Consider the following 20,130-nt stretch of genomic DNA (forward strand, 5'->3'; position numbering starts at 1 on the left):
TATATGGATGATGTGATCAGGTTTGGTACTTCAGGATTCAGAGGCATTATCGCGTCAGATTTTAACTTTAAGACTCTTGATGCTGCTGTCCGTGCAATAGCGGATTATGCGGGATCTCATCCGCTCAATACACCCCCGCGGCTTATAGTCGGGTACGATCCAAGATTCATGGGCGAGGTGTTTGCAAAAAGGTCTGCAGAACTGCTTGCGGCAAACGGTATCGACGTCCTGCTGACAATGAGGGATACACCCACGCCGGTGCTTTCGTACTATGTCATAAAACATGGGCTCGATGGTGCCGTAAACATAACGGCGAGCCATAATCCGCCCGCATACACAGGGATCAAATTCACACCGTCCTGGGGCGGTCCTGCGATGCCGGAGGAAACAAAAAAGATAGAGACGCTTGCAAACCATTATCTCAGGGAAGGGCTGTTCCGGCAAAACGCCGGAAGGACCGGCAGAATCGAGTATATTGATCCAATGTCCGGGTATATCGACGGATTAACGGACATGATCGATTTCGATATAATTACAAAAGCCAATCTCAAGATAGCCGTAGATCCCTTATACGGGGCCGGCAGAGGCTACATGAGATCCATATGCGATACCTATGGCATAAAATGCGTTTCAATACATGAAGCGAGGGACCCTTATTTTGGAGGCGGCGCACCCGATCCTGAAGAGACCCATCTGGCAGAACTGATAAAGATTCTAAAAGAAGATGAGACGATTGCACTCGGCACTGCAACGGACGGCGATGCAGACAGGTTTGGTATCGTGGACAGGGGCGGCAAATTCATTTCGCCGAATTACGTTCTGGCCGTTTTATCGGAATACACACTTTCAACGAGGGATTACGAGGGCGGTCTCGGCAGGTCTATCGCAACAACCCATCTTATGGACAGGATAGCGCGCCAGCATCAAAGAGAAATCTATGAAACACCCGTAGGCTTTAAGTACATCGGTAAACTGTTAACGGAGGAAAAAATCGTGTTCGGCGGCGAAGAAAGCGGCGGCCTTTCCATCGCAGGGCACGTACCGGAGAAGGACGGCATTCTTGCGGGGCTGCTTGTACTCGAAGCCGTGTCAAGGAGGAATAAATCCGTTGGTTTTCTTATAGAAGACGTTTATAAAATGGTTGGTACCTTATACTCGGCAAGAAAGGACATTGAACTCAGCGAACACAGCGCTGCAAATGCACGCGCACTTATGGAAAATCCTGCCAAACTTGTAGATGCACTTAAACCCGTAAACATCGATAGAACGGATGGACTTAAATTTTTGCTCGAAGGCGGTGCATGGCTGCTTTTAAGGCTGTCCGGCACAGAGCCCGTGATCCGCATATACGCGGAGGGGAGGCGTATAGAAGAAGCAGACCGGTTTATAAAAAAGGTAGAAGAGATATTAAGCCATGCTTAAAATAAACCGCATGGTTGTCGGCCCGCTTTACGTGAACAGCTATATCCTGTGGGATTCGGAATCAAAGGAAGGGATTATTGTTGACCCGGGAGATGAGGGAGAAATGCTGCTGAATGAGATAGACAAAAAAAACATAATTTTAAAACGGGTGATAATAACTCACGGTCATTTCGATCATTTAAAAGATGCTGCTTACGTAAGTTCAAAGGCGAAAGTCCCTGTACTCGCGAATAAAGAGGATTTACCCCTGATAGAGGCTGCACCGTCACAGGCAGCGTTGTTCGGGTTTCCCCAGATAAAGGTGCCCCGCATCGACAGCTATATTAAAGAAGGGGATATCGTACAGGTTGGAAGTTACGGATTTATGGTGCTTGATACGCCGGGGCATTCCCCGGGGAGCATAACGCTTTACAACAAACAGGAACGCATAGCCGTTGTCGGGGATTTATTGTTTCTTGAATCCATCGGCAGAACAGATTTTTTTGGCGGTGATTACAAAACATTGCTTCTCAGCATAAAAGATCGTATACTCACGATGGCGGATGATACGCTTGTATTATCGGGACACGGAAACGAAACAACGGTGGGCCATGAGAAGGCGTACAACCCGTTTTTAACAGAGTTTTATAGAAATGAAACTTGAAGGCAAAAACATACTTGTCGGAGTAACAGGCGGTATTGCTGCATATAAAGCGGTAGAGCTTGTCAGACTGCTGACGAAACGAAAAGCCGCTGTCAACGTGGTAATGACGGAAAATGCGGAGAAGTTTGTTACAAGATTGACATTCCAGACAATCTCCGGGAATCCCGTTATTCCGGATACCTTTGATCTCGCATACGGTGCCGAGATAAAACACATCTCAATACCAGGCGATACGGATCTCGCTGTCATAGCACCTGCTACCGCAGATTTTATCGGCAAAGCCGCCGGCGGCATTGCGGATGATCTTCTGACCACCATGATGCTTGCGATTACAAAACCCGTACTCATAGCACCGTCAATGAATGTTCACATGTACGAGAATGGCATAGTTCAGGACAACATAAAAAAACTAAAACGGTACGGCTTTTATTTTATAGAGCCCGATTCGGGCTGGCTTGCATGCGGATACGAGGGTAAAGGAAGGCTTGCAGAGCCAGAGGATATCGTAGAAGAGATCGAATCTATTTTAAGTAAAAAGGACATCAAAGGAAAAAAACTCATCGTTACCGCAGGGCCTACGCGTGAGTATATGGATCCCGTAAGGTTTATATCGAACCCGTCATCAGGCAAAATGGGCTATGCGATAGCAAGGGCAGCAAGACTTAGAGGTGCTGAGGTAACGTTAATCTCGGGCAGGGTAGCAGTAAAACCGCCTTACGGAGTAAAGTTCATAGAAACGGAATCGGCAAAACAGATGCTCGAACATGTAAGCAAATTATTCAACGAGTCGGATGGAATAATAATGTCTGCCGCCGTTTCTGATTATACCCCGGTTACGGTAGAGCAGCACAAGATCAAAAAGATGCATGACTCTCTTGAAATAAAACTCTACCGCACCGTTGACATACTTGAATCCATAGCAAAAGATAAAGGTAAAAAAGTGATCATCGGCTTTGCTGCCGAGACGGATGATCTGGAGAAATACGCAAGGCAGAAGATGAAAAGTAAACGGATGGACATGATCGTTGCAAACGATGTTGCGGCTAAAGGCAGCGGGTTCGGCGTTGATACGAACAGAGCCACGCTAATATACAAAGATGACAGTGCGGAAGAACTGCCATTGATGTCAAAGGCGGAACTTGCAGACGTGATCCTCGATAGAATGATCGGTATGTTTTAAAATCTTTTTCTGATCGGGTATTTTATTGCAGGGACGTGTTAAAAACCCGAACCTGCCGCACCGGCTCATTCAATGGACAATTTTACATTATACAAACATGAAAAAAACAAACTCATCAAACCCATAATACGATCGCCCCGTTACAGCAAAACAGAAAAAGGGTATTAGACAAGTCCATGCTTAAAAGAGATAAATCCAATGTCAGGGTTTACGTTCAATTATTTTTCATCTTTTTAAGTCTGTGGATCGGCATTGATTTTGTTTTATTTGTAAATCAGCTTCAAAACGGCGTAATTCCTACGATCCATAGGCCTGCCGGGGTAGAAGGCTTCCTGCCAATCAGTGCATTGATCAGCTTAAAGTTTTTCTTGTTTACGGGTGTTATCAATCATATACATCCCGCAGGATTTTTTATACTTATAGCCGTCTTATTGATTTCAATTTTTTTAAAGAAGGGATTCTGCAGCTGGATATGCCCGATCGGTATGTTATCCGAGTGGCTGCACAAGTTTGGATATAAGATTTTCAAAAGAAACTTTATATTACCAAAATGGGTTGATATCCCGCTCCGGTCTCTAAAATATCTGCTAATGGCATTCTTTCTTATAAGTATTTCAACAATGTCTGTATCGGAGATACACAACTTTATTCACTCGAATTACAACAAGTCAGCAGACATAAAGATGTTCCTGTTTTTTGCGAACATCTCAGAGCTTTCTGCGATGGTTATCGGGATGCTGCTTCTTTTATCCATCTTCTTTGAAAATTTCTGGTGCAGGTACCTATGCCCCTACGGTGCGATGCTCGGGCTGATGGGATCGATCAGCCCGTTCAAGATCAGAAGAAATCCAGATACATGCATTGATTGCGGGAAGTGTAATGCGGCATGCCCTTCTTTATTACCGGTTGATAAGCTTAGCACGGTCTATTCACCAGAGTGTACGTCATGCTATTCCTGTGTAGAGATCTGTCCTGTAAAGGATACATTAAAATTTTCCTTAACATCAAAATCCAAAGGCTTAACACAACGCCAATACGCATTGATTATGCTTCTTATTTATTTTGGCATTGTTGGTACAGCCATGCTCGCCGGCCTATGGCAGAATTCGATATCAGGGCATGAGTATCTGAGGCTTTTCGTCGGCACAAACTCAACAACTCACTGACTTTATGTAACTATCACCGGGCTTTTACGTTTGTAAGATTATTAAGGCTTTTGTATATCCTTGATATGCGTCTACTCGCGGTCTGCTTTCTCAGTACACCTTTTGCCCCGAGCCTTGCTATTGTGGAAACAACTTCACTTAAAAATGCTTTTGCTTTATCAATATCTTTATTTTCAATTAAGCTGTTAAACTTTTTAACCTCTGTTCTCATTGCCGATATGTACGAGCCGTTCCGGGCCCTCTTTTTTATATTCTGTCTTTGCCTTTTCAAAACCGATTTTGATCGCTTAGGCGGTTTTCTTGTTTTGCCAGTTTGTGCCATTTGTTCTTATTACCTCCAAATAATATTTGTAGTTCTCTATCATGCCGGTTTTTGACTGTCAAGGTTAACTCCAAAGTGCATGTGAAATAACGCCGTCAGGAAAGATCGCTGCCGGTGTTTTGATATAAAGCACGGTTTTGTTGACTACAGTCATTTTAAAGCTGTATACTTTTTACATGCTCACTGAAAAGATACTCGTCATGATCATGTCAGGCGGTGAGGGAAAGAGATTGTACCCTCTTACAAAAGACAGGGCAAAACCCGCTGTGCCTTTTGGAGGCAGGTATAGAATAATAGATTTCGTTCTCAGTAATTTTATCAACTCCGGTTTATACAAATTGAAACTTCTCACACAGTATAAATCGGAGTCTCTTAATTCCCATATAGTCAGGGCATGGCATTTATCTACATCGATAGGACATTACATAGATCTCGTGCCGGCACAGATGCGCACAGGGAAAGACTGGTATAAAGGGACCGCGGATGCCGTTTACCAGAATCTGAATCTAATCCATGATGAGAACCCCGATCTGGTCTGCGTTTTTGCAGGCGATCACATTTACAAGATGGATGTAAGGCTTATGTTGAACTTTCACATAAGGAAACGTTCCCACATCACCGTCAGCGCCATACCCATGCCTGTTAAAGAGGCGAGCTCTTACGGCGTGATTGAGGTGGATAAAGACAGTAAGATAAAATCTTTTGAGGAGAAGCCCGAGCATCCGAAATCAATACCAAATAAAAAGGACCTGGTTTTTTGTTCCATGGGTATCTACGTATTTAACACAGATGTCCTGTTAAAACTACTTGAAGACGATGCAAAAAAAGATACGAACCATGATTTCGGCAAAGACATTTTACCGTCCGCCATAAACGAGTATAATGCTTTTGCTTATAACTTTTCGAAAAACATAATCCCGGGAGAGAGCAGAATAACTACGGAATACTGGAGAGATGTGGGGGAGATAGACTCATACTGGCAGGCGAACATGGACCTTATTTCGGTCACGCCTAAACTCAATTTATACAACTACGGATGGCCCATACGAACATTTTATCCTCCTTATCCGCCGGCAAAGTTTGTTTTTGCGGACGAGGATACAAAGAGGATCGGTATTGCTACAGACTCAATGGTGGCGGAGGGCTGTATCATAAGCGGCGGCCAGATAAATAGAACCATTTTATTCCCGAGAGTAAAGATCAATTCTTATTCTACAGTGGAAGACTCGGTCATATTCGATAGGGTTGATGTGGGGCGGTATGCAAGAATAAGAAGGGCTATTATAGACAAAGATGTGAAGATCATGCCCAATGCAACAATCGGATATGATCTCGAAAAGGATAAAAAAAGATTTACGATATCTGAAAAGGGTATCGTTGTTGTCCCAAAGGGAGCTGTCGTAGACTAAAATATGGATGATCTGTTTGTTTCTTTCATCTGGCACATGCACCAGCCCATGTACAGGGATCCCTTTACGGGGAAATACACACTCCCCTGGGTCCGGCTGCATGCATGTAAAGCCTACTATGATATGGCAAGCGTATTGCAGCAATACCCCGGCATAAAGGTAAACATAAACCTTGTTCCATCCCTGGTTGAACAATTAATAGATTATACCTCGAACAATGCCGCAGACACATTTTACGAATACTCTATCAAGCCGGCGGGCGAGCTCTCCTATGAAGATAAGGCTTTTATACTGCGATATTTTTTCATGTCCAACTGGGAGACGATGGTAAAGCCGTATCAGAGGTATTATGATCTGCTCTTAAAAAGGGGCAAAAAGATTGATCCGAACAGCATGGACAGCTTGATCAGCATATTTAATAAACAGGATTTTCTCGACCTTCAGGTATGGTTCAATCTTTCATGGTTTGGGTTTACCGCATTGGCTCAATACCCGGACATCGTAAAACTAAAACAGAAAAGGAGGGATTTTACAGAACAGGATAAAAAATTTGTTCTCGATACACAGATGGACATAACAAAAAAGATCCTGCCCCTATATAAAGAGCTGAGCACGTCCGGGCAGATAGAGATAACAACAAGCCCGTTTTATCACGCCATAATGCCGCTTGTTTATGATACCGACATAGCACGCAGGGTCATGCCAAAGGCAGCACTGCCAAAAAGGGCGACCTATCCTGAAGATGTGCTGGCACAGCTTAAACTCGGCAGGCAATTTTTAACAGATAAGCTCGGAGTAGCCCCAAAGGGCCTCTGGCCGTCCGAAGAATCGGTCGCACCCGAGATCATCCCACTCGTTAAGGAAGCGGGCTTTGAATGGATGGTTACGGACGAGGACATATTGTTTGCCTCAACAGGCACCGAACGTAAAGGGGAATTCCTTTATAAACCTTACAACGCCATATTCCATAACAGTAATATGACGGTCATTTTCAGGGATAAACTCATATCCAACTTTATAGGTTTCGATTGTGCAAAATATACGAATAAAAATGATGCGGTAGAATATATTGTTAAAAATCTCCTGGACATAAAGTCGTATCTTAACACAAAAAGAATGGACGGACTCGTTACCATAGCACTTGATGGAGAGAATGCGTGGGAATATTTTATAAATAGCGGAAGAAACTTTTTGAATGGCATGTATTCAAGGTTGAGCAAAACACAGGGGCTTAAAACGACAACAGTCTCGGGCTATCTCGAGAGCCATAAGCCCGACTCATCCATAATAAACCTGTACTCGGGTTCATGGATAGACAAGAACTTTTATATATGGATTGGACAGGAAGAGAAAAACCTTGCCTGGGATTATCTCAGCTCGACGAGGGAATACCTTAAGGCTCATATCTCGGAGCTAACACCCGAACAGGCTGCCAATGCCCTTAAGCACATTTATATAGCAGAGGGGAGTGATTGGTTCTGGTGGTACGGGGATACGTTCTACACCGAGAATGAAGAAGAGTTTGACAAACTATTCAGGAAAAATTTAAAAAAGGTGCTTGAAATCATGAAAAAGCCTGTTCTCGATTTTCTTCATACACCTGTAATAGCCATCTCTGAAACGAGTCCAAAAACTCAACCGCTTGGTTTTATAACGCCCATTCTTGACGGGATTTCTACCAATTATTATGAATGGGAAAGCGGGGGTGTGTGTTATTATACGGCAGCGGGATCCATGCATAATCCCAATCCATATATTCATAAAATATGCTACGGCTTTGATCTAAATAACCTCTACGTACGCATCGATCACAGTATGGATAAAATTAGATCGGAAGATACCGATCTATATTTTGCCATAAACATTTTCGATCATAGCTTTGAATACAGAATAACGATACCGATCAAAAAGATGCTTGGTACGGCACCATATTATGAACTTTACTACGCAAAGGATCAAACAAACTTTGAGCTCGTTAAGAAAAGCAATGATATAGCAATCGAAAAAATCATCGAATTAAAGATCCCCTTCGCGGATATTAATGCAAACACGGATATGAAATTAAACATCATTATAAGCGCAAGGTCGGGGGATGTAGAGCTTGAGAAATATCCTTCTACTGGGCTGATAACGATCACCGTCCCTGATAAAGACTACAAAAATAAGATGTGGAGCGTATGATGAATAATCTTAACTTTCATATAGGACTCCACTATCATCAGCCTGTTGGGAATTTTGACGGTGTTTTCAGGGAGGCGTTCGAGAGAAGTTATAAACCTTTTATCAAAACGATCTCAAAACATCCTGCAATAAAATTTGCGCTGCATGTATCGGGTCCGATCTGGGATTGGATAATAAAGAAAGAGCCGTCCTTTATGGAGGATATAGAAAAACTAATATCGACTGAGCAGGTGGAGCTTATGTCCGGCGGCTATTACGAACCTATCCTTTCGGTTTTAACTGATGATGACGCTAACGGACAAATAGAAATGATGAACGGGTTCATAAGGACAACATTCAAACAAAATCCCATGGGAATATGGCTTGCAGAAAGGGTATGGGACCCCTCACTTCCGAAGCTGATTGCAAATACCGGATTGATATATACGATTCTCGATGATACTCATTTTTATTATGCTGGTATCAGTGAAAAGGATATACACGGTTACTATATAACGGAACGCTCCGGACATGCCATCGATATATTCCCCATACAGAAGGATTTAAGATATGCAATCCCTTTTAAACAACCCGACGAGGTAATAGACATACTAAAGGGTTACATGGATAAGGGCATTGATTCCGTCACCTACGCCGATGACGGCGAAAAATTCGGACTCTGGCCCGGTACATTCAAGTGGGTTTATGCGGAAAAATGGCTTGAAAAATTTTTCGTAAAGCTCGAGGAGAATTCGGGCTGGCTTAACATAACGACCTTCGGCAGTTATATCTCATCAAAACCACCCGCGGGGAGGGCATACATACCTTCTTCGTCTTACGAAGAACTGCTTGAATGGGCATTACCGGTGGACACATCCGCACAGTTCAGGGCTTTAAAATCGTTCCTCCAGAATTCACCATTCAAAGACACGTATAAACCGTTTATACGGGGCAGCTTCTGGGATAATTTCCTCGCAAAGTATCCCGAGAGTAACTGGATGCATAAACGCATGCTTTATATGAGCAAATCGTTATCAGACTTAGAATCAAAAAAAGGGATAGCTCTCGATGATGCGAAAAGAGAACTTTATAAATCGCAGAGCAACTGTGTTTACTGGCACGGATTGTTCGGAGGAATTTATCTGAATTACTTAAGACATGCAGTATTCGAGCACCTTCTTAGGGTTGAGTCTATTCTTGATGCACACAGGCCGCTGCCCGAGGCAACGGCTTTTTTAGAAAACGATATCGATCTTGACGGTAAAAAAGAGATCGTATTGAAGAATAAACATATCTCGCTTTACATAAACCCGTCAAGAGGCGGCTCTGCTGTGGAGATAGATCTGAGAGAATACAACTTTAATATCACAAATGTTATGACACGCCGGAAAGAGGCTTATCATGATATCATACCGGATGGACATTACGATTCATCGGATTCGCCAGTAAGCATACACAATCTTATCAATGCAAAGGAGGGCGGATTAAGGGCACATCTGTTTTATGATTGGCATCCAAGATATTCTTTTGTAGAACATTTCCTGCAGCAAGATGTCCTTGACGTACAAAGGCTTTATATGAACCGGTACACGGACCTCGGAGATTTCACACTTGAACCGTATCGATTCATAAAGTACGAAGGCAATACCGTTTTTCTAAGCAAAGAAGGACACATAAATATAAACAGCGAATTATTGAGTTTTAGACTTGAAAAGAGTTACAGCCTCTTTGATAGGAGGCTTGAAACGGGCTACAGGCTCACAAACAACTCCGATAAACCGATAGACGTGTTTTTCATTGTGGAGCTTAACTTAAGCCTGCTCGGAACAGATGCCCGGCGCTCGATAGTGATAAAAAGCGGGGCCAAAGAGGAAACAAATAAAATGAACGAATTCGTTGTTGCGGATGGTATAAATGAATTTGACCTTATCGATAGATGGCAGGGTTTTGAAGTATCGATAATACCATCTCTACCTGCACGGTTTTATATGTATCCGATAGAGACAATTTCTTCTTCCGAATCCGGGTTTGAAAAGATATACCAGGGCACATGCTTTATGCTTGTTTTTAAACTTAAGCTTGAATCGGGTATGAGTAGTGGTATAACGGTACCCATTAACCTTCACAGTATATTACCTCAAACCGAAGGACATGATGAATAGGTTTATGAACAAAAAGTTGGGAATGACGTATTATTTTATATTTGATACCGGTAACAAATTAGGAGGACATAATGCCTGAGTTAAGAAAAGATCCGATCGTCGGCAGATGGATTATAATATCAACCGAAAGATCAAAAAGACCTTCTGATTTTAGTGTGCCTGAGCCTAAAAAGCCTGAAAACGGGTTTTGTCCTTTTGATTATAACAATGAGAGCAATACCCCGCCCGAGATCCTTGCGATAAGAAGGAACGGCTCGCAGCCAAACAAATCCGGCTGGTCTCTGAGAGTGGTAGCCAATAAATTCCCCGCCCTGAGAATAGAGGGCGAACTCAACAGAGAGGGTGACGGCATGTATGACAAAATAAACGGTATCGGTGCGCACGAGGTTATAATCGAAGTACCCGACCACAATAAAGAAATGGCAATGTTTTCAGCCGGTGAGATGAAGGACGTATTATGGACGTACAGGGAACGCATAAGGGATCTCAAACGGGACAATAGATTCAAGTATGTGCTTATATTCAAAAATCACGGTGAAGCCGCGGGCGCATCACTCGAGCACACACATTCACAGCTTATAGCACTGCCGATAATCCCGATAGCGGTTGAGGAGGAATTGAACGGCGCAAAAGATTATTATGAGTACAAGGAAAGGTGCATATTCTGCGATATGATTAGGCAGGAGATAGTAGATAAAAGCAGGCTCGTAACCCAGAATCCGGATTTCATTTCATTTGCACCTTACGCATCAAGATTTCCATTCGAAACATGGATACTGCCGAGAAAGCATCTCTCCCATTTTGAAAACATATCTAACGATGCGATTGAAAGCCTTTCCAATATCTTTCTTGAAGTGATCATGAAACTCGACAAGGCCCTTAGCCATCCGCCTTTCAACTTCATGCTGCACACATCACCGCTTACCACCGATGAGCTTGATCATTACCACTGGCACTTTGAGATCATTCCAATCTTAACAAAGGTTGCAGGTTTTGAATGGGGAACGGGTTTCTTTATAAACCCCACTCAACCCGAGGATGCTGCCAGATACTTAAGAGAGTTAGCATGATCATAGCACACATAGCATCCGAAGTTTTTCCATTCTCAAAAACGGGCGGTCTCTCTGACGTCGCTGGTGCTCTGCCCGCCTCACTTGCAAACATCGGTCATGAGGTCATAGTGATCTCCCCACTCTACAAATCGACAGCTGAAAATTTTAAACCAAAGAAACACGCCATTGAGTTTACGGTTGATATTAACGGCACGGATACGCGTGCGGACATCTATTACATAGACATGAAGCAAGGGGTAAAAGCTTATTTCATAAAAAACGATGAGATGTTCTTTAGAGACGGCCTTTATCTTGATAAGAGCGGCATTGATTATAAAGATAACTCGAAAAGATTTATCTTCTTTTCGAGATCTTCACTCGAGCTTATAAAAAGACTCGGATATCATCCGGATATAATCCATAGCCACGATTGGCAGTCCGGCCTCGTACCCGCATACATGAAAACACTCTATAGAGATATGCTCGGAGGCGCTGTGTCCATATTTACCATACATAATATCGGATACCAGGGATTGTTCTGGTATTTTGATATGCCTCTCTTAGGTATTGATAATAAATACTTTACAAGCGAGTACCTTGAATATTATGGAAACATAAGCTTTCTGAAAGCCGGCATCGTTTTTTCCGATGCCGTAACAACCGTAAGCCCTACCTACGGTAAAGAGATACTAACATCCAAATATGGTTATGGAATGGAGGGCATACTAAAAACGAGGAAGAACGACCTCTTCGGCATACTGAATGGCGTTGATTATGAACAATGGAATCCAAAAAATGACAGATACGTACCCAACAAGTATGATTTTAACAACATCGAGTTTAAAGCCGATAATAAAAATTTTCTGAATAGATTATTCAACCTTGACGCTGCCGACGCCCCCATCATAGGGATGATAACAAGGCTTGACAGGCAAAAGGGCATAGAACTGATCTTGGAGGCGATTGGCGGAATCATATCAATGGGTATAAAATTCGTTTTACTCGGCTCTGGAAACAAGATTTACGAAGATAAGCTGAGGGAGCTTGCAAACAAATATAAGGGCAGATGCGGTATAAAGATCGGCTTTGATAACGCAATTGCACACCTCATTGAGGCGGGTTGTGATATGTATCTCATGCCGTCTCTTTATGAACCGTGCGGTTTGAATCAGATGTACAGCCTTAAATACGGGACAATACCAATCGTCAGGGCAACGGGCGGCTTAAATGATACAATAGAAGAGTATGATCCATTAAAGGAAACAGGCAATGGCTTTAAATTCGGTTCCAACTCTTCAGAAAACATGCTGACTGAGATAAAGAAGGCTGTTGCCGTGTACAATGACAGAACGAGATGGCAGCGGCTTATAAAACAATGCATGCTGTATGATTTTTCATGGGACAAAAGCGCAGGTTACTATGAGTTATTGTATAAAACCTACTTAAACATATCTTACTTACACGGCAACCGCAATTCAATAACATAAACCATTGCAACATCCTTACATGGCGGCAGAGGCATGAACCTGCCGGAAAAGCAAGGGCCGCATTGTTTCTCCCGCTCCACGGTCTTTCCAGTTTTTTAAAATCACCGTTTGGTTAATACAAAAAAGGAATCCATGAAGTTGAAACCATGGATTCCTTTTAAAGTGCCGCGCGACATTTTCGGTATCTTTTTTTGCTTACAGCACGAACTTTATTATTTTCAAATGCATCCTTGAGTTATGCGTTTACAACCAGGGTTGCTTTTACAATCTCTGCCGCTCTTTTCCCGGATAACAACATGGCCCCAAATGTCGGTCCCATCCTTGGCAGACCAAAGGTTGTTGAAACAGCCATACCGGTTACCATGAGTCCCGGGTATACCTCTTTTGTGTATTCGATAATCCCCTCCTCCGACTCCTCAACCCACATAGCTCCCATACCTTTTGTTTTAACAAGTCCTCTTTCTTCGAGTTTCTTTACCGCTTTTGCATCATGACCGGTAGCATCAATCACAATCTTTGATTCTATAGCAACGGGATCCACACAACTTATTTCTCTTGGGAGTGCATTAACCGGGGCATAGTTTATGACAACGCCTGTAACCCTGTCATTCTTTACAATAAGATCATCAAGCATTGTAAGGCTTAAAAACTTCACACCCGAATCGCATGCATAAGCAATTAGTTTTGAAGTAGCGTGCGGACCGTCGGCAACAAAAAGCGAGTCCGAAGCCTCTTCATAAGGAACGCCAAGCTTGTCGAGAAACTTATGAGAAGGAGCTCTTAGAGTAACCTTGTTCATTAAATAGCCCCCTATCCAGAACCCGCCCCCAAGGTAATTGTTCCTCTCGATGATCAGCGTCTTTAATCCTGTCTTTGCAAGCTCAGCGCCCGCCACCAACCCGCTTGGTCCTGCCCCCACTATTACGACATCGGATTTTGCATAATCGTCAAGCTGTTTAAGATACCCTCTGGTTATTGCCCTTGTTACATCTGCTTCCGATACGGAAGCAAACACCCTTTTCCCTCTTTCCATACTGCACCTCTTTTATTGTATTTCCAGAGGGATTATGATTGACTATATCCATCCATTCCTTCGCTGGTATTATCCAGATCAGGTTCATGGGGTTTATCCTCTTAAGGATTCTCAGCTTCTTCAGCTCCCCCTGGATATCCTCATTGAAACACAAAAAAATCTTTTGTCAAGTCGAATAAAGCTCCCCGGCGTAAAAGCCGTGGGAATCTTTTGATTATAATTATCTGCCGTTAAATTTGAAACGGTGATATGTATAACTTCAAATCAAACTTTTTTGTCAAACGTGCAGACCCGGCCCCGATCATTTTGTATAGACTAACTTAGGAGAACGTGCCGCCATGACCTCGTCAACCCTTTTGATAGGCGCCGCATGAGGCGCATATTTAACGAGCTGCGGGTTTGATTTGCATTCATCCGATATGGAACGCATTGCACTGATAAACCTATCGAGTTCATCTTTTGATTCTGTCTCTGTCGGTTCTATCATGATTGCACCATGAACTATCAAAGGGAAATAGATCGTTGGCGGGTGAAAACCGTAATCAAGGAGTCTTTTTGCGATATCCAGTGTTTTTACACCGTTCCCATTCTGATACACATCATCAAAAACAACCTCGTGGAGCGTCTGGGTTGGGTATTGCAAATGGTAGACATCTTTCAACTTCGACTTTATATAATTCGCATTAACCGTTGCGATATCGGAAACCTGTTTCGCTCCTTTGATTCCCACCATGCGCATGTACACATAAGCCCTGATTATGATGCCGACATTACCGTAAAAACTTATCATCCTGCCTATCGTGTTCTTGAGTGAATAATCCGGCACAAACCTGCCTCCATTTTTTTTGATAACAGGAACGGGCAGGAACTCTTTTAAATCTTCGGTCACGCCGATAACCCCTGCACCTGGACCTCCGCTGCCGTGCGGGGTTGCAAACGTTTTGTGCAGATTCAAATGTACAATATCAACGCCCATATCTTTAAACCGGGCCATGCCGATTAAGGCATTAAAGTTTGCACCGTCCACATAAACGAGTCCCCCGGTATCATGGATCATTCGCGATATCTTTAGAATATCTTCTTCGAAAATGCCGAGCGTATTTGGGATCGTAAGCATAATGCCCGCAACATCATCATTCATAAACCGCCCGATCGTGTTCGCCTCTATCATGCCATTCCTGCCAGATGGGATATTGATCACCTTGAATCCAGCCATCGCTGCACTTGCAGGATTGGTCCCGTGGGCTGTATCCGGAATCAGTATCGTGTGTTTATTTGTTTTATTAAGTTCGTGATATTTTTTTGCAATAAGCATACCCGCAAGCTCTCCATGCGCACCTGCGGCAAGCTGCAAAGAAAACGCATCGAGTCCGGTGATCACTTTCAAGTACTGCTCTGCACCGTAAATAAGCCTTAGCAAGCCTTGATTTAATGATTCAGGTAACATCGGATGAATGGATGAGAATTCATCATAACGTGATACCTCTTCCATGACTTTGGGGTTGTACTTCATTGTGCATGAGCCGAGAGGATACATGCCTGTATCAAGATTGTAGTTCATGTAAGACAGTCGTGTGAAATGCCTTACAACCCCGGACTCGGAAAGATCCGGCATTTCTTTTATCTCCTCTCTAATGTACTGCTGCGGGATATCCGTGATTTTATCTGACGGCATCTCTGCATTGTTACGGGCATACTCAAATATTACCTTTTCTTCTACTATCGGCTTACTTCTCATACTACACCTCTTCAAACCTGTATTTTCTTAAATGTATACTAAGCAATATACCAACCTGAAACATAAAAATAAGTAAAGACGTTCCTCCGTAGCTCATAAACGGCAGGGTAATTCCAACAACCGGCAAAATCCCCGTACACATTCCTATATTAATAAAAAACTGGAGAAAAATCGACACGGTAATGCCGAAAGCAAGGAACACGCCGAACCTGTCCTTTGCGTACCTTGATATGTTCAGCCCTTCTACAATTATGAGCATAAATAGTATAATAACAATAATGGATCCAACAAATCCCCATTCCTCTGCAAGAACAGAAAAAATGAAATCGGTATGCGCCTCCGGTAAAAATTTAAGATGACTCTGTGTGCCTTTTAAATATCCTACACCAAAAATCTGACCCGAGCCGACCGCTATCGTTGACTGCAGAAGGTGGTACCCAGCTCCTAGCGGATCTTTGTAAGGATCTGCGAATGTAATAAGCCTGTCTTTTTGATACGGTTTCATAAAATGCCAGCCAAGGGGTATTATGAATAAAGTTACTAAAATAAAAAATGAAAGAGTCCTTAATTTTACCTTTGAGAACAAGATCATGGCCCCGCCTATCATTAAAACTATGACTCCTGTACCGAGGTCGGGTTGTTTTATAATAAGTAGAGCAGGTATTAACACATATATTAATGGGATTAAAAGGTCCTTCAGCGAGTAACCTTGCCCAGACCAATATTCTTCAAAATAATTGGCTAAAACAAGAATCACCGAGAATTTTACAAGTTCAGAAGGCTGAAAAGAAATCGGTCCCAATGAAAGCCATCTCTGTGCACCATAAGCGGATCTTCCCTTGAATAAGGTCATCAATATAAGGAGTACGGTTAAGATGTACAGAATAATAGATAATTTCTTTAATACTCTGTAATCGATGTAAAGAAATATGCCTATAAATATAAAACCGATACCGTACCATAAAAGTTGTTTGTAAAATATTTTTGACAGCCCGTTTAGCCCTGTTGCTGCACTATAAAGATTTACAATGGAAATGATGATTAAAAGCAGGAGTGGTATTATGAGATTAAAATCCAATAATGCGGTTTTTTTATTCATTGTATCTTATCTCCGTGCAGATAAAAATCCATCATATTCCTTGCTATGGGTGCACATGAAGAACCGCCGTGACCTTCATGTTCTATAAGTACCACGACTGCTATACGGGGGTTGTCGGACGGGGCATAAGTTACAAACCATCCATTATCCCTGAATTTAAACGGTATTTTTGATTCCGGCACATTTTTGAACACACTTTCTTTTATAACCTGCGCAGTACCCGTTTTCCCTGAAACAGATATACCTTTAATCCTGGCGCTGGGCGCAGTTCCACCCGGTTCATTGACAACACCCAATAAGCCTTTTTTAACAATATTAAGTATGTTTTCAGAAACCCCAAGTTTTGAAGTTATGTAATCCCCCGGCGTTTTAAACCGATTGAACAACAAATGCGGTTTCATTATATTACCGCCATTGGCAATAGCCACATAAGCAACAAGCAGCTGCAAGGGGGTTACAAGGTCGTAGCCCTGACCTATTGCCACAGGTGGCGTATCCCCTGCATACCACGGCTCGTGAAAAATCTGCTCTTTCCATTTGGATGTCGGGACAATGCCTGCTTTCTCGGATGGAAGATCTATTCCGGTCAACCTTCCAAATCCAAATAACCTTGCATACTCGGCTATCCGATCCACGCCAAGAAGTGCACCGAGTCTGTAAAAATACGTATCACACGATTGAACTATTGCTTTGTGCATATCAACCCAGCCATGCCCGCCTTTTTTCCAGTCGTGGTAAATCTGGTTTCCCACCTTAAAATAGCCGGGATCAAATATTTTATATGCCGGACTTATAACATTATCCTGCAACCCTGCTACCGCAATAACCGGTTTATATGTAGAACCTGGGGCGAACATGGCCTGAATGCATTTGTTCTCCAGAGGATGAAACGGATTATTTATTATACTATCCCACTTTGTAGGGGTTAGGTGCGAAGAAAGATCATTTATATCAAAAGACGGCTCGCTGACCATCGCAAGAACGGCACCGGTTGTGGGATCCATGGCTATTGCGCATCCTATATGCGGTGCCATCAGCTTAGCTGTGTAATCTTGCAACCTTGCATCTATGGTTAATGTTATCGGACTGCCTTTTATTGGATTGATTGTCGAATACGTTTTTATTTCTTTGCCCGTTACATCAACAAGCTTTATCGTGGCTCCGTCAATGCCTACAAGCTTATCATTGTATTCTTTTTCAATTCCGTATTTACCTATAAAGTCACCAGGTGAATACTTAATCCGGTTATTCCGGTTTACGGTATCAAGTTCATCTTTATTTACCTCTCTAACATATCCGATTATGTGTGACATTGCCTTACTAAATGTGTATTTACGCCTTGTCTGCCACTCAATATTTACACCCTGCAAGAATAGTTTATTCGCCAGAATCACCGACATTTCCTTCCATGAGAGGTATGGATCTATCAGTACCGGTGTGTATGAAAAACCATCCCAATCCGATAATTTGTCATTTATATCCACGGGCATTATGCCTGTTATGTCTGACAACATGGCTTCTTCATTTTTATGGAATTCGGGGGGTGTTATGTATAAAGAATAACTAACGGTATTTCCGGCAAGCAAAAAGCCATCCCTGTCGTATATGTGTCCCCTTGGCGCATATATGATAAGGCTTTTTAAATGATTACTCTGTGAATAGTATTCAAGCTTTGCCCCTCTGTATATCTGGAGATCCCACAGCCTTATAATAAGCACGAAAACCAACATACCAAGGATTATCAATATGATCTTATACGTCCTATTTACTTCAGGCGTTTCCGGATCATAGATATTGAATTCATCGCGAAAGGGCATCTAATTAAAGCTCTCCGTATTAAAATCAAAGTCCTTAAGCATATATGGCAGCAGCTTATACATAATATAACTTATCACAACGTTTGGAATAAGCTGCTTAACAGCTATAACGATATTTGCATAAAAGATGTACGCTGCTGAGCCTGATAAAGAGGTCACAACAAGTACGATAAACGGTTTTAGCACGGTTATGCTCATAACAAGGGTTGCTATTGTTATAAATCGTTTTATATCAAATATGTGCTTTATCAGATATGTTACATAAAACATAACGATGTAAAGGAACAAATAAAACCACACGTCCCCGGCGCTCAACGCGTGTGAAATGTATGCTATAAGTAATACCGCGGATAAACCCGTATAATATCTGTAGAAACATGCGATATACACGGTCAGAATCAACAACAGATCCGGAGACATATAAAAGGGTAAGTAGTTATTCGTTACTGGCTGCAATATCGACAACAGCACTATGGCTAATATTAATTCAATATATTTCATGTTAGATTGTCCATTGTTTTGTAATAAATCGTGCATCATTAACCAGAAAATTGCAACAGGCTGAGAGACTTCCATATTCTTCAAATGCGTTTCCAGGATTAACTCTATTTTTTATGTGTCCGTCCTGTGATAATCATTACATAGTTCAGGTTATTTATATCAATTGACGGCTTGACAATAATATCTTTAAACATTGACCCAGCCTCATTTCTCTTTACCGAAACGACAGTACCTATATTAATACCTTCCGGAAAGGTTCCGTCTTCGCCGCCGGTAATGATGAGATCACCCTCATTGACAGGGGCATCCTGGAGTATATACATAAACCTGAGATGTTCATCATCAATCCCATTTATTATGCCCCTTATCATGGTTTTGCTGTCTATACCTTCCACGTAACTCTCATTACCTGTAAGCAATAAAACCTCCGATGCATGAGAACCGGTTTTTATGACCTTCCCGACCACACCTGAAGGAGAAATAACCCCGTCTCCATCTTTTATGCCATCAATGCCTCCCTTACTTACAATTATGGACCTGAACATCAAGTCCGGGTCCCTGCCTATAACCTTTGCAGTGGTATAGGAAATATCTTCTTCCGGAAGCGGAAGATTGAGTAAATTCAACAAAGCATTGTATTCTGTGCTTGTGCTTTCAAGCAATCCGAGTCTTAATCTGAGTAATGCGATTTGCTCTTTTAGTTTTGTATTCTCTTTCTTTACATTTATCAGGCTAATATAATCGAGCCAGAGGTTCTTTATGTTATTTATACCGTTATTCGCTACTTCCATTACATAAGAGCTTGCGTCAAATATAAGCTTTGACGGATAAACAAGAGGACCTTTTGAGAATATATCGGAGAAGGCAACCTGAAAGGCTATTAATAGAGCAAATATAACGATTACGTGCCTGTGATGGCTTACTAGCCAATTCCACATA

16 protein-coding genes and 1 riboswitch are annotated in these 20,130 nt (G+C 42.3%); of the genes, 9 read left to right on the plus strand and 7 right to left on the minus strand.

Annotated elements, in window-relative coordinates:
- Positions 1 to 3: 3 nt before the first annotated feature.
- From M1381_06105 to M1381_06120, 4 genes are all read left to right on the plus strand, one after another.
- On the plus strand, positions 4 to 1,422 hold the full coding sequence (locus tag M1381_06105) for a phosphoglucomutase/phosphomannomutase family protein (GenBank protein MCL4478660.1): 1,419 nt from the start codon (positions 4 to 6) through the stop codon (positions 1,420 to 1,422).
- Positions 1,415 to 2,065 (plus strand): MBL fold metallo-hydrolase, encoded by a 651-nt coding sequence (locus M1381_06110; GenBank protein ID MCL4478661.1) that lies wholly within the window; start codon positions 1,415 to 1,417, stop codon positions 2,063 to 2,065. The genes M1381_06105 and M1381_06110 overlap by 8 nt, the downstream gene beginning before the upstream one ends.
- A complete protein-coding gene (coaBC, locus tag M1381_06115; GenBank protein MCL4478662.1) occupies positions 2,055 to 3,245 on the plus strand; it encodes a bifunctional phosphopantothenoylcysteine decarboxylase/phosphopantothenate--cysteine ligase CoaBC in 1,191 nt (396 codons plus the stop codon). The genes M1381_06110 and coaBC overlap by 11 nt, the downstream gene beginning before the upstream one ends.
- A 176-nt stretch (positions 3,246 to 3,421) precedes the next feature.
- Entirely contained in the window at positions 3,422 to 4,411 is a 990-nt protein-coding gene (locus tag M1381_06120) for a 4Fe-4S binding protein (GenBank protein MCL4478663.1), read from the plus strand.
- A gap of 13 nt (positions 4,412 to 4,424) precedes the next feature.
- On the opposite strand, the gene rpsT is transcribed toward M1381_06120, so the two are convergent.
- Positions 4,425 to 4,733 (minus strand): 30S ribosomal protein S20, encoded by a 309-nt coding sequence (rpsT, locus tag M1381_06125; protein ID MCL4478664.1) that lies wholly within the window; start codon positions 4,731 to 4,733, stop codon positions 4,425 to 4,427.
- Between the two features lie 176 nt (positions 4,734 to 4,909).
- Between rpsT and glgC the strand changes: the two genes are divergently transcribed.
- The 5 genes from glgC (at position 4,910) to glgA (ending at position 13,003) form a co-directional block, all read left to right on the plus strand.
- The gene (glgC, locus tag M1381_06130) at positions 4,910 to 6,142 is read left to right on the plus strand and encodes a glucose-1-phosphate adenylyltransferase (GenBank protein ID MCL4478665.1); all 1,233 of its coding nucleotides are present in this window, start codon (positions 4,910 to 4,912) and stop codon (positions 6,140 to 6,142) included.
- A gap of 3 nt (positions 6,143 to 6,145) precedes the next feature.
- Positions 6,146 to 8,323, plus strand: coding sequence for a glycoside hydrolase family 57 protein (locus M1381_06135; protein MCL4478666.1), 2,178 nt, complete (start codon positions 6,146 to 6,148; stop codon positions 8,321 to 8,323).
- Complete coding sequence (locus M1381_06140) at positions 8,323 to 10,464, plus strand: DUF1926 domain-containing protein (GenBank protein MCL4478667.1); 2,142 nt, start codon at positions 8,323 to 8,325, stop codon at positions 10,462 to 10,464. Before M1381_06135 ends, M1381_06140 begins: the two co-directional genes overlap by 1 nt.
- A gap of 71 nt (positions 10,465 to 10,535) precedes the next feature.
- A complete protein-coding gene (gene galT, locus M1381_06145) occupies positions 10,536 to 11,534 on the plus strand; it encodes a galactose-1-phosphate uridylyltransferase (GenBank protein ID MCL4478668.1) in 999 nt (332 codons plus the stop codon).
- Positions 11,531 to 13,003: a glycogen synthase GlgA gene (gene glgA, locus M1381_06150; protein MCL4478669.1), complete on the plus strand. Its 1,473-nt coding sequence runs from the start codon at positions 11,531 to 11,533 to the stop codon at positions 13,001 to 13,003. The genes galT and glgA overlap by 4 nt, the downstream gene beginning before the upstream one ends.
- 235 nt (positions 13,004 to 13,238) lie before the next feature.
- On the opposite strand, the gene M1381_06155 is transcribed toward glgA, so the two are convergent.
- The 6 genes from M1381_06155 to mreC all read right to left on the minus strand — a co-directional run bounded on the left by M1381_06155 (position 13,239) and on the right by mreC (position 20,129).
- The gene (locus tag M1381_06155) at positions 13,239 to 14,036 is read right to left on the minus strand and encodes a sulfide-dependent adenosine diphosphate thiazole synthase (protein MCL4478670.1); all 798 of its coding nucleotides are present in this window, start codon (positions 14,034 to 14,036) and stop codon (positions 13,239 to 13,241) included.
- 38 nt (positions 14,037 to 14,074) lie between these two features.
- Positions 14,075 to 14,177, minus strand: a riboswitch (TPP riboswitch).
- 160 nt (positions 14,178 to 14,337) lie between these two features.
- Entirely contained in the window at positions 14,338 to 15,774 is a 1,437-nt protein-coding gene (gene gcvPB, locus M1381_06160; GenBank protein MCL4478671.1) for an aminomethyl-transferring glycine dehydrogenase subunit GcvPB, read from the minus strand.
- Between the two features lies 1 nt (position 15,775).
- Positions 15,776 to 16,873 carry a rod shape-determining protein RodA gene (gene rodA, locus M1381_06165; protein ID MCL4478672.1) on the minus strand — a complete coding sequence of 366 codons (1,098 nt, stop codon included), beginning with the start codon at positions 16,871 to 16,873 and terminating at the stop codon, positions 15,776 to 15,778.
- Complete coding sequence (gene mrdA / locus M1381_06170; protein ID MCL4478673.1) at positions 16,870 to 18,690, minus strand: penicillin-binding protein 2; 1,821 nt, start codon at positions 18,688 to 18,690, stop codon at positions 16,870 to 16,872. Before mrdA ends, rodA begins: the two co-directional genes overlap by 4 nt.
- Positions 18,691 to 19,191 (minus strand): hypothetical protein, encoded by a 501-nt coding sequence (locus M1381_06175; protein MCL4478674.1) that lies wholly within the window; start codon positions 19,189 to 19,191, stop codon positions 18,691 to 18,693. It lies immediately after the preceding gene.
- Between the two features lie 104 nt (positions 19,192 to 19,295).
- On the minus strand, positions 19,296 to 20,129 hold the full coding sequence (mreC, locus tag M1381_06180) for a rod shape-determining protein MreC (protein ID MCL4478675.1): 834 nt from the start codon (positions 20,127 to 20,129) through the stop codon (positions 19,296 to 19,298).
- Position 20,130 lies beyond the last annotated feature (1 nt).

The organism is Deltaproteobacteria bacterium (assembly GCA_023382265.1).
GTDB lineage: Bacteria > JAMCPX01 > JAMCPX01 > JAMCPX01 > JAMCPX01 > JAMCPX01.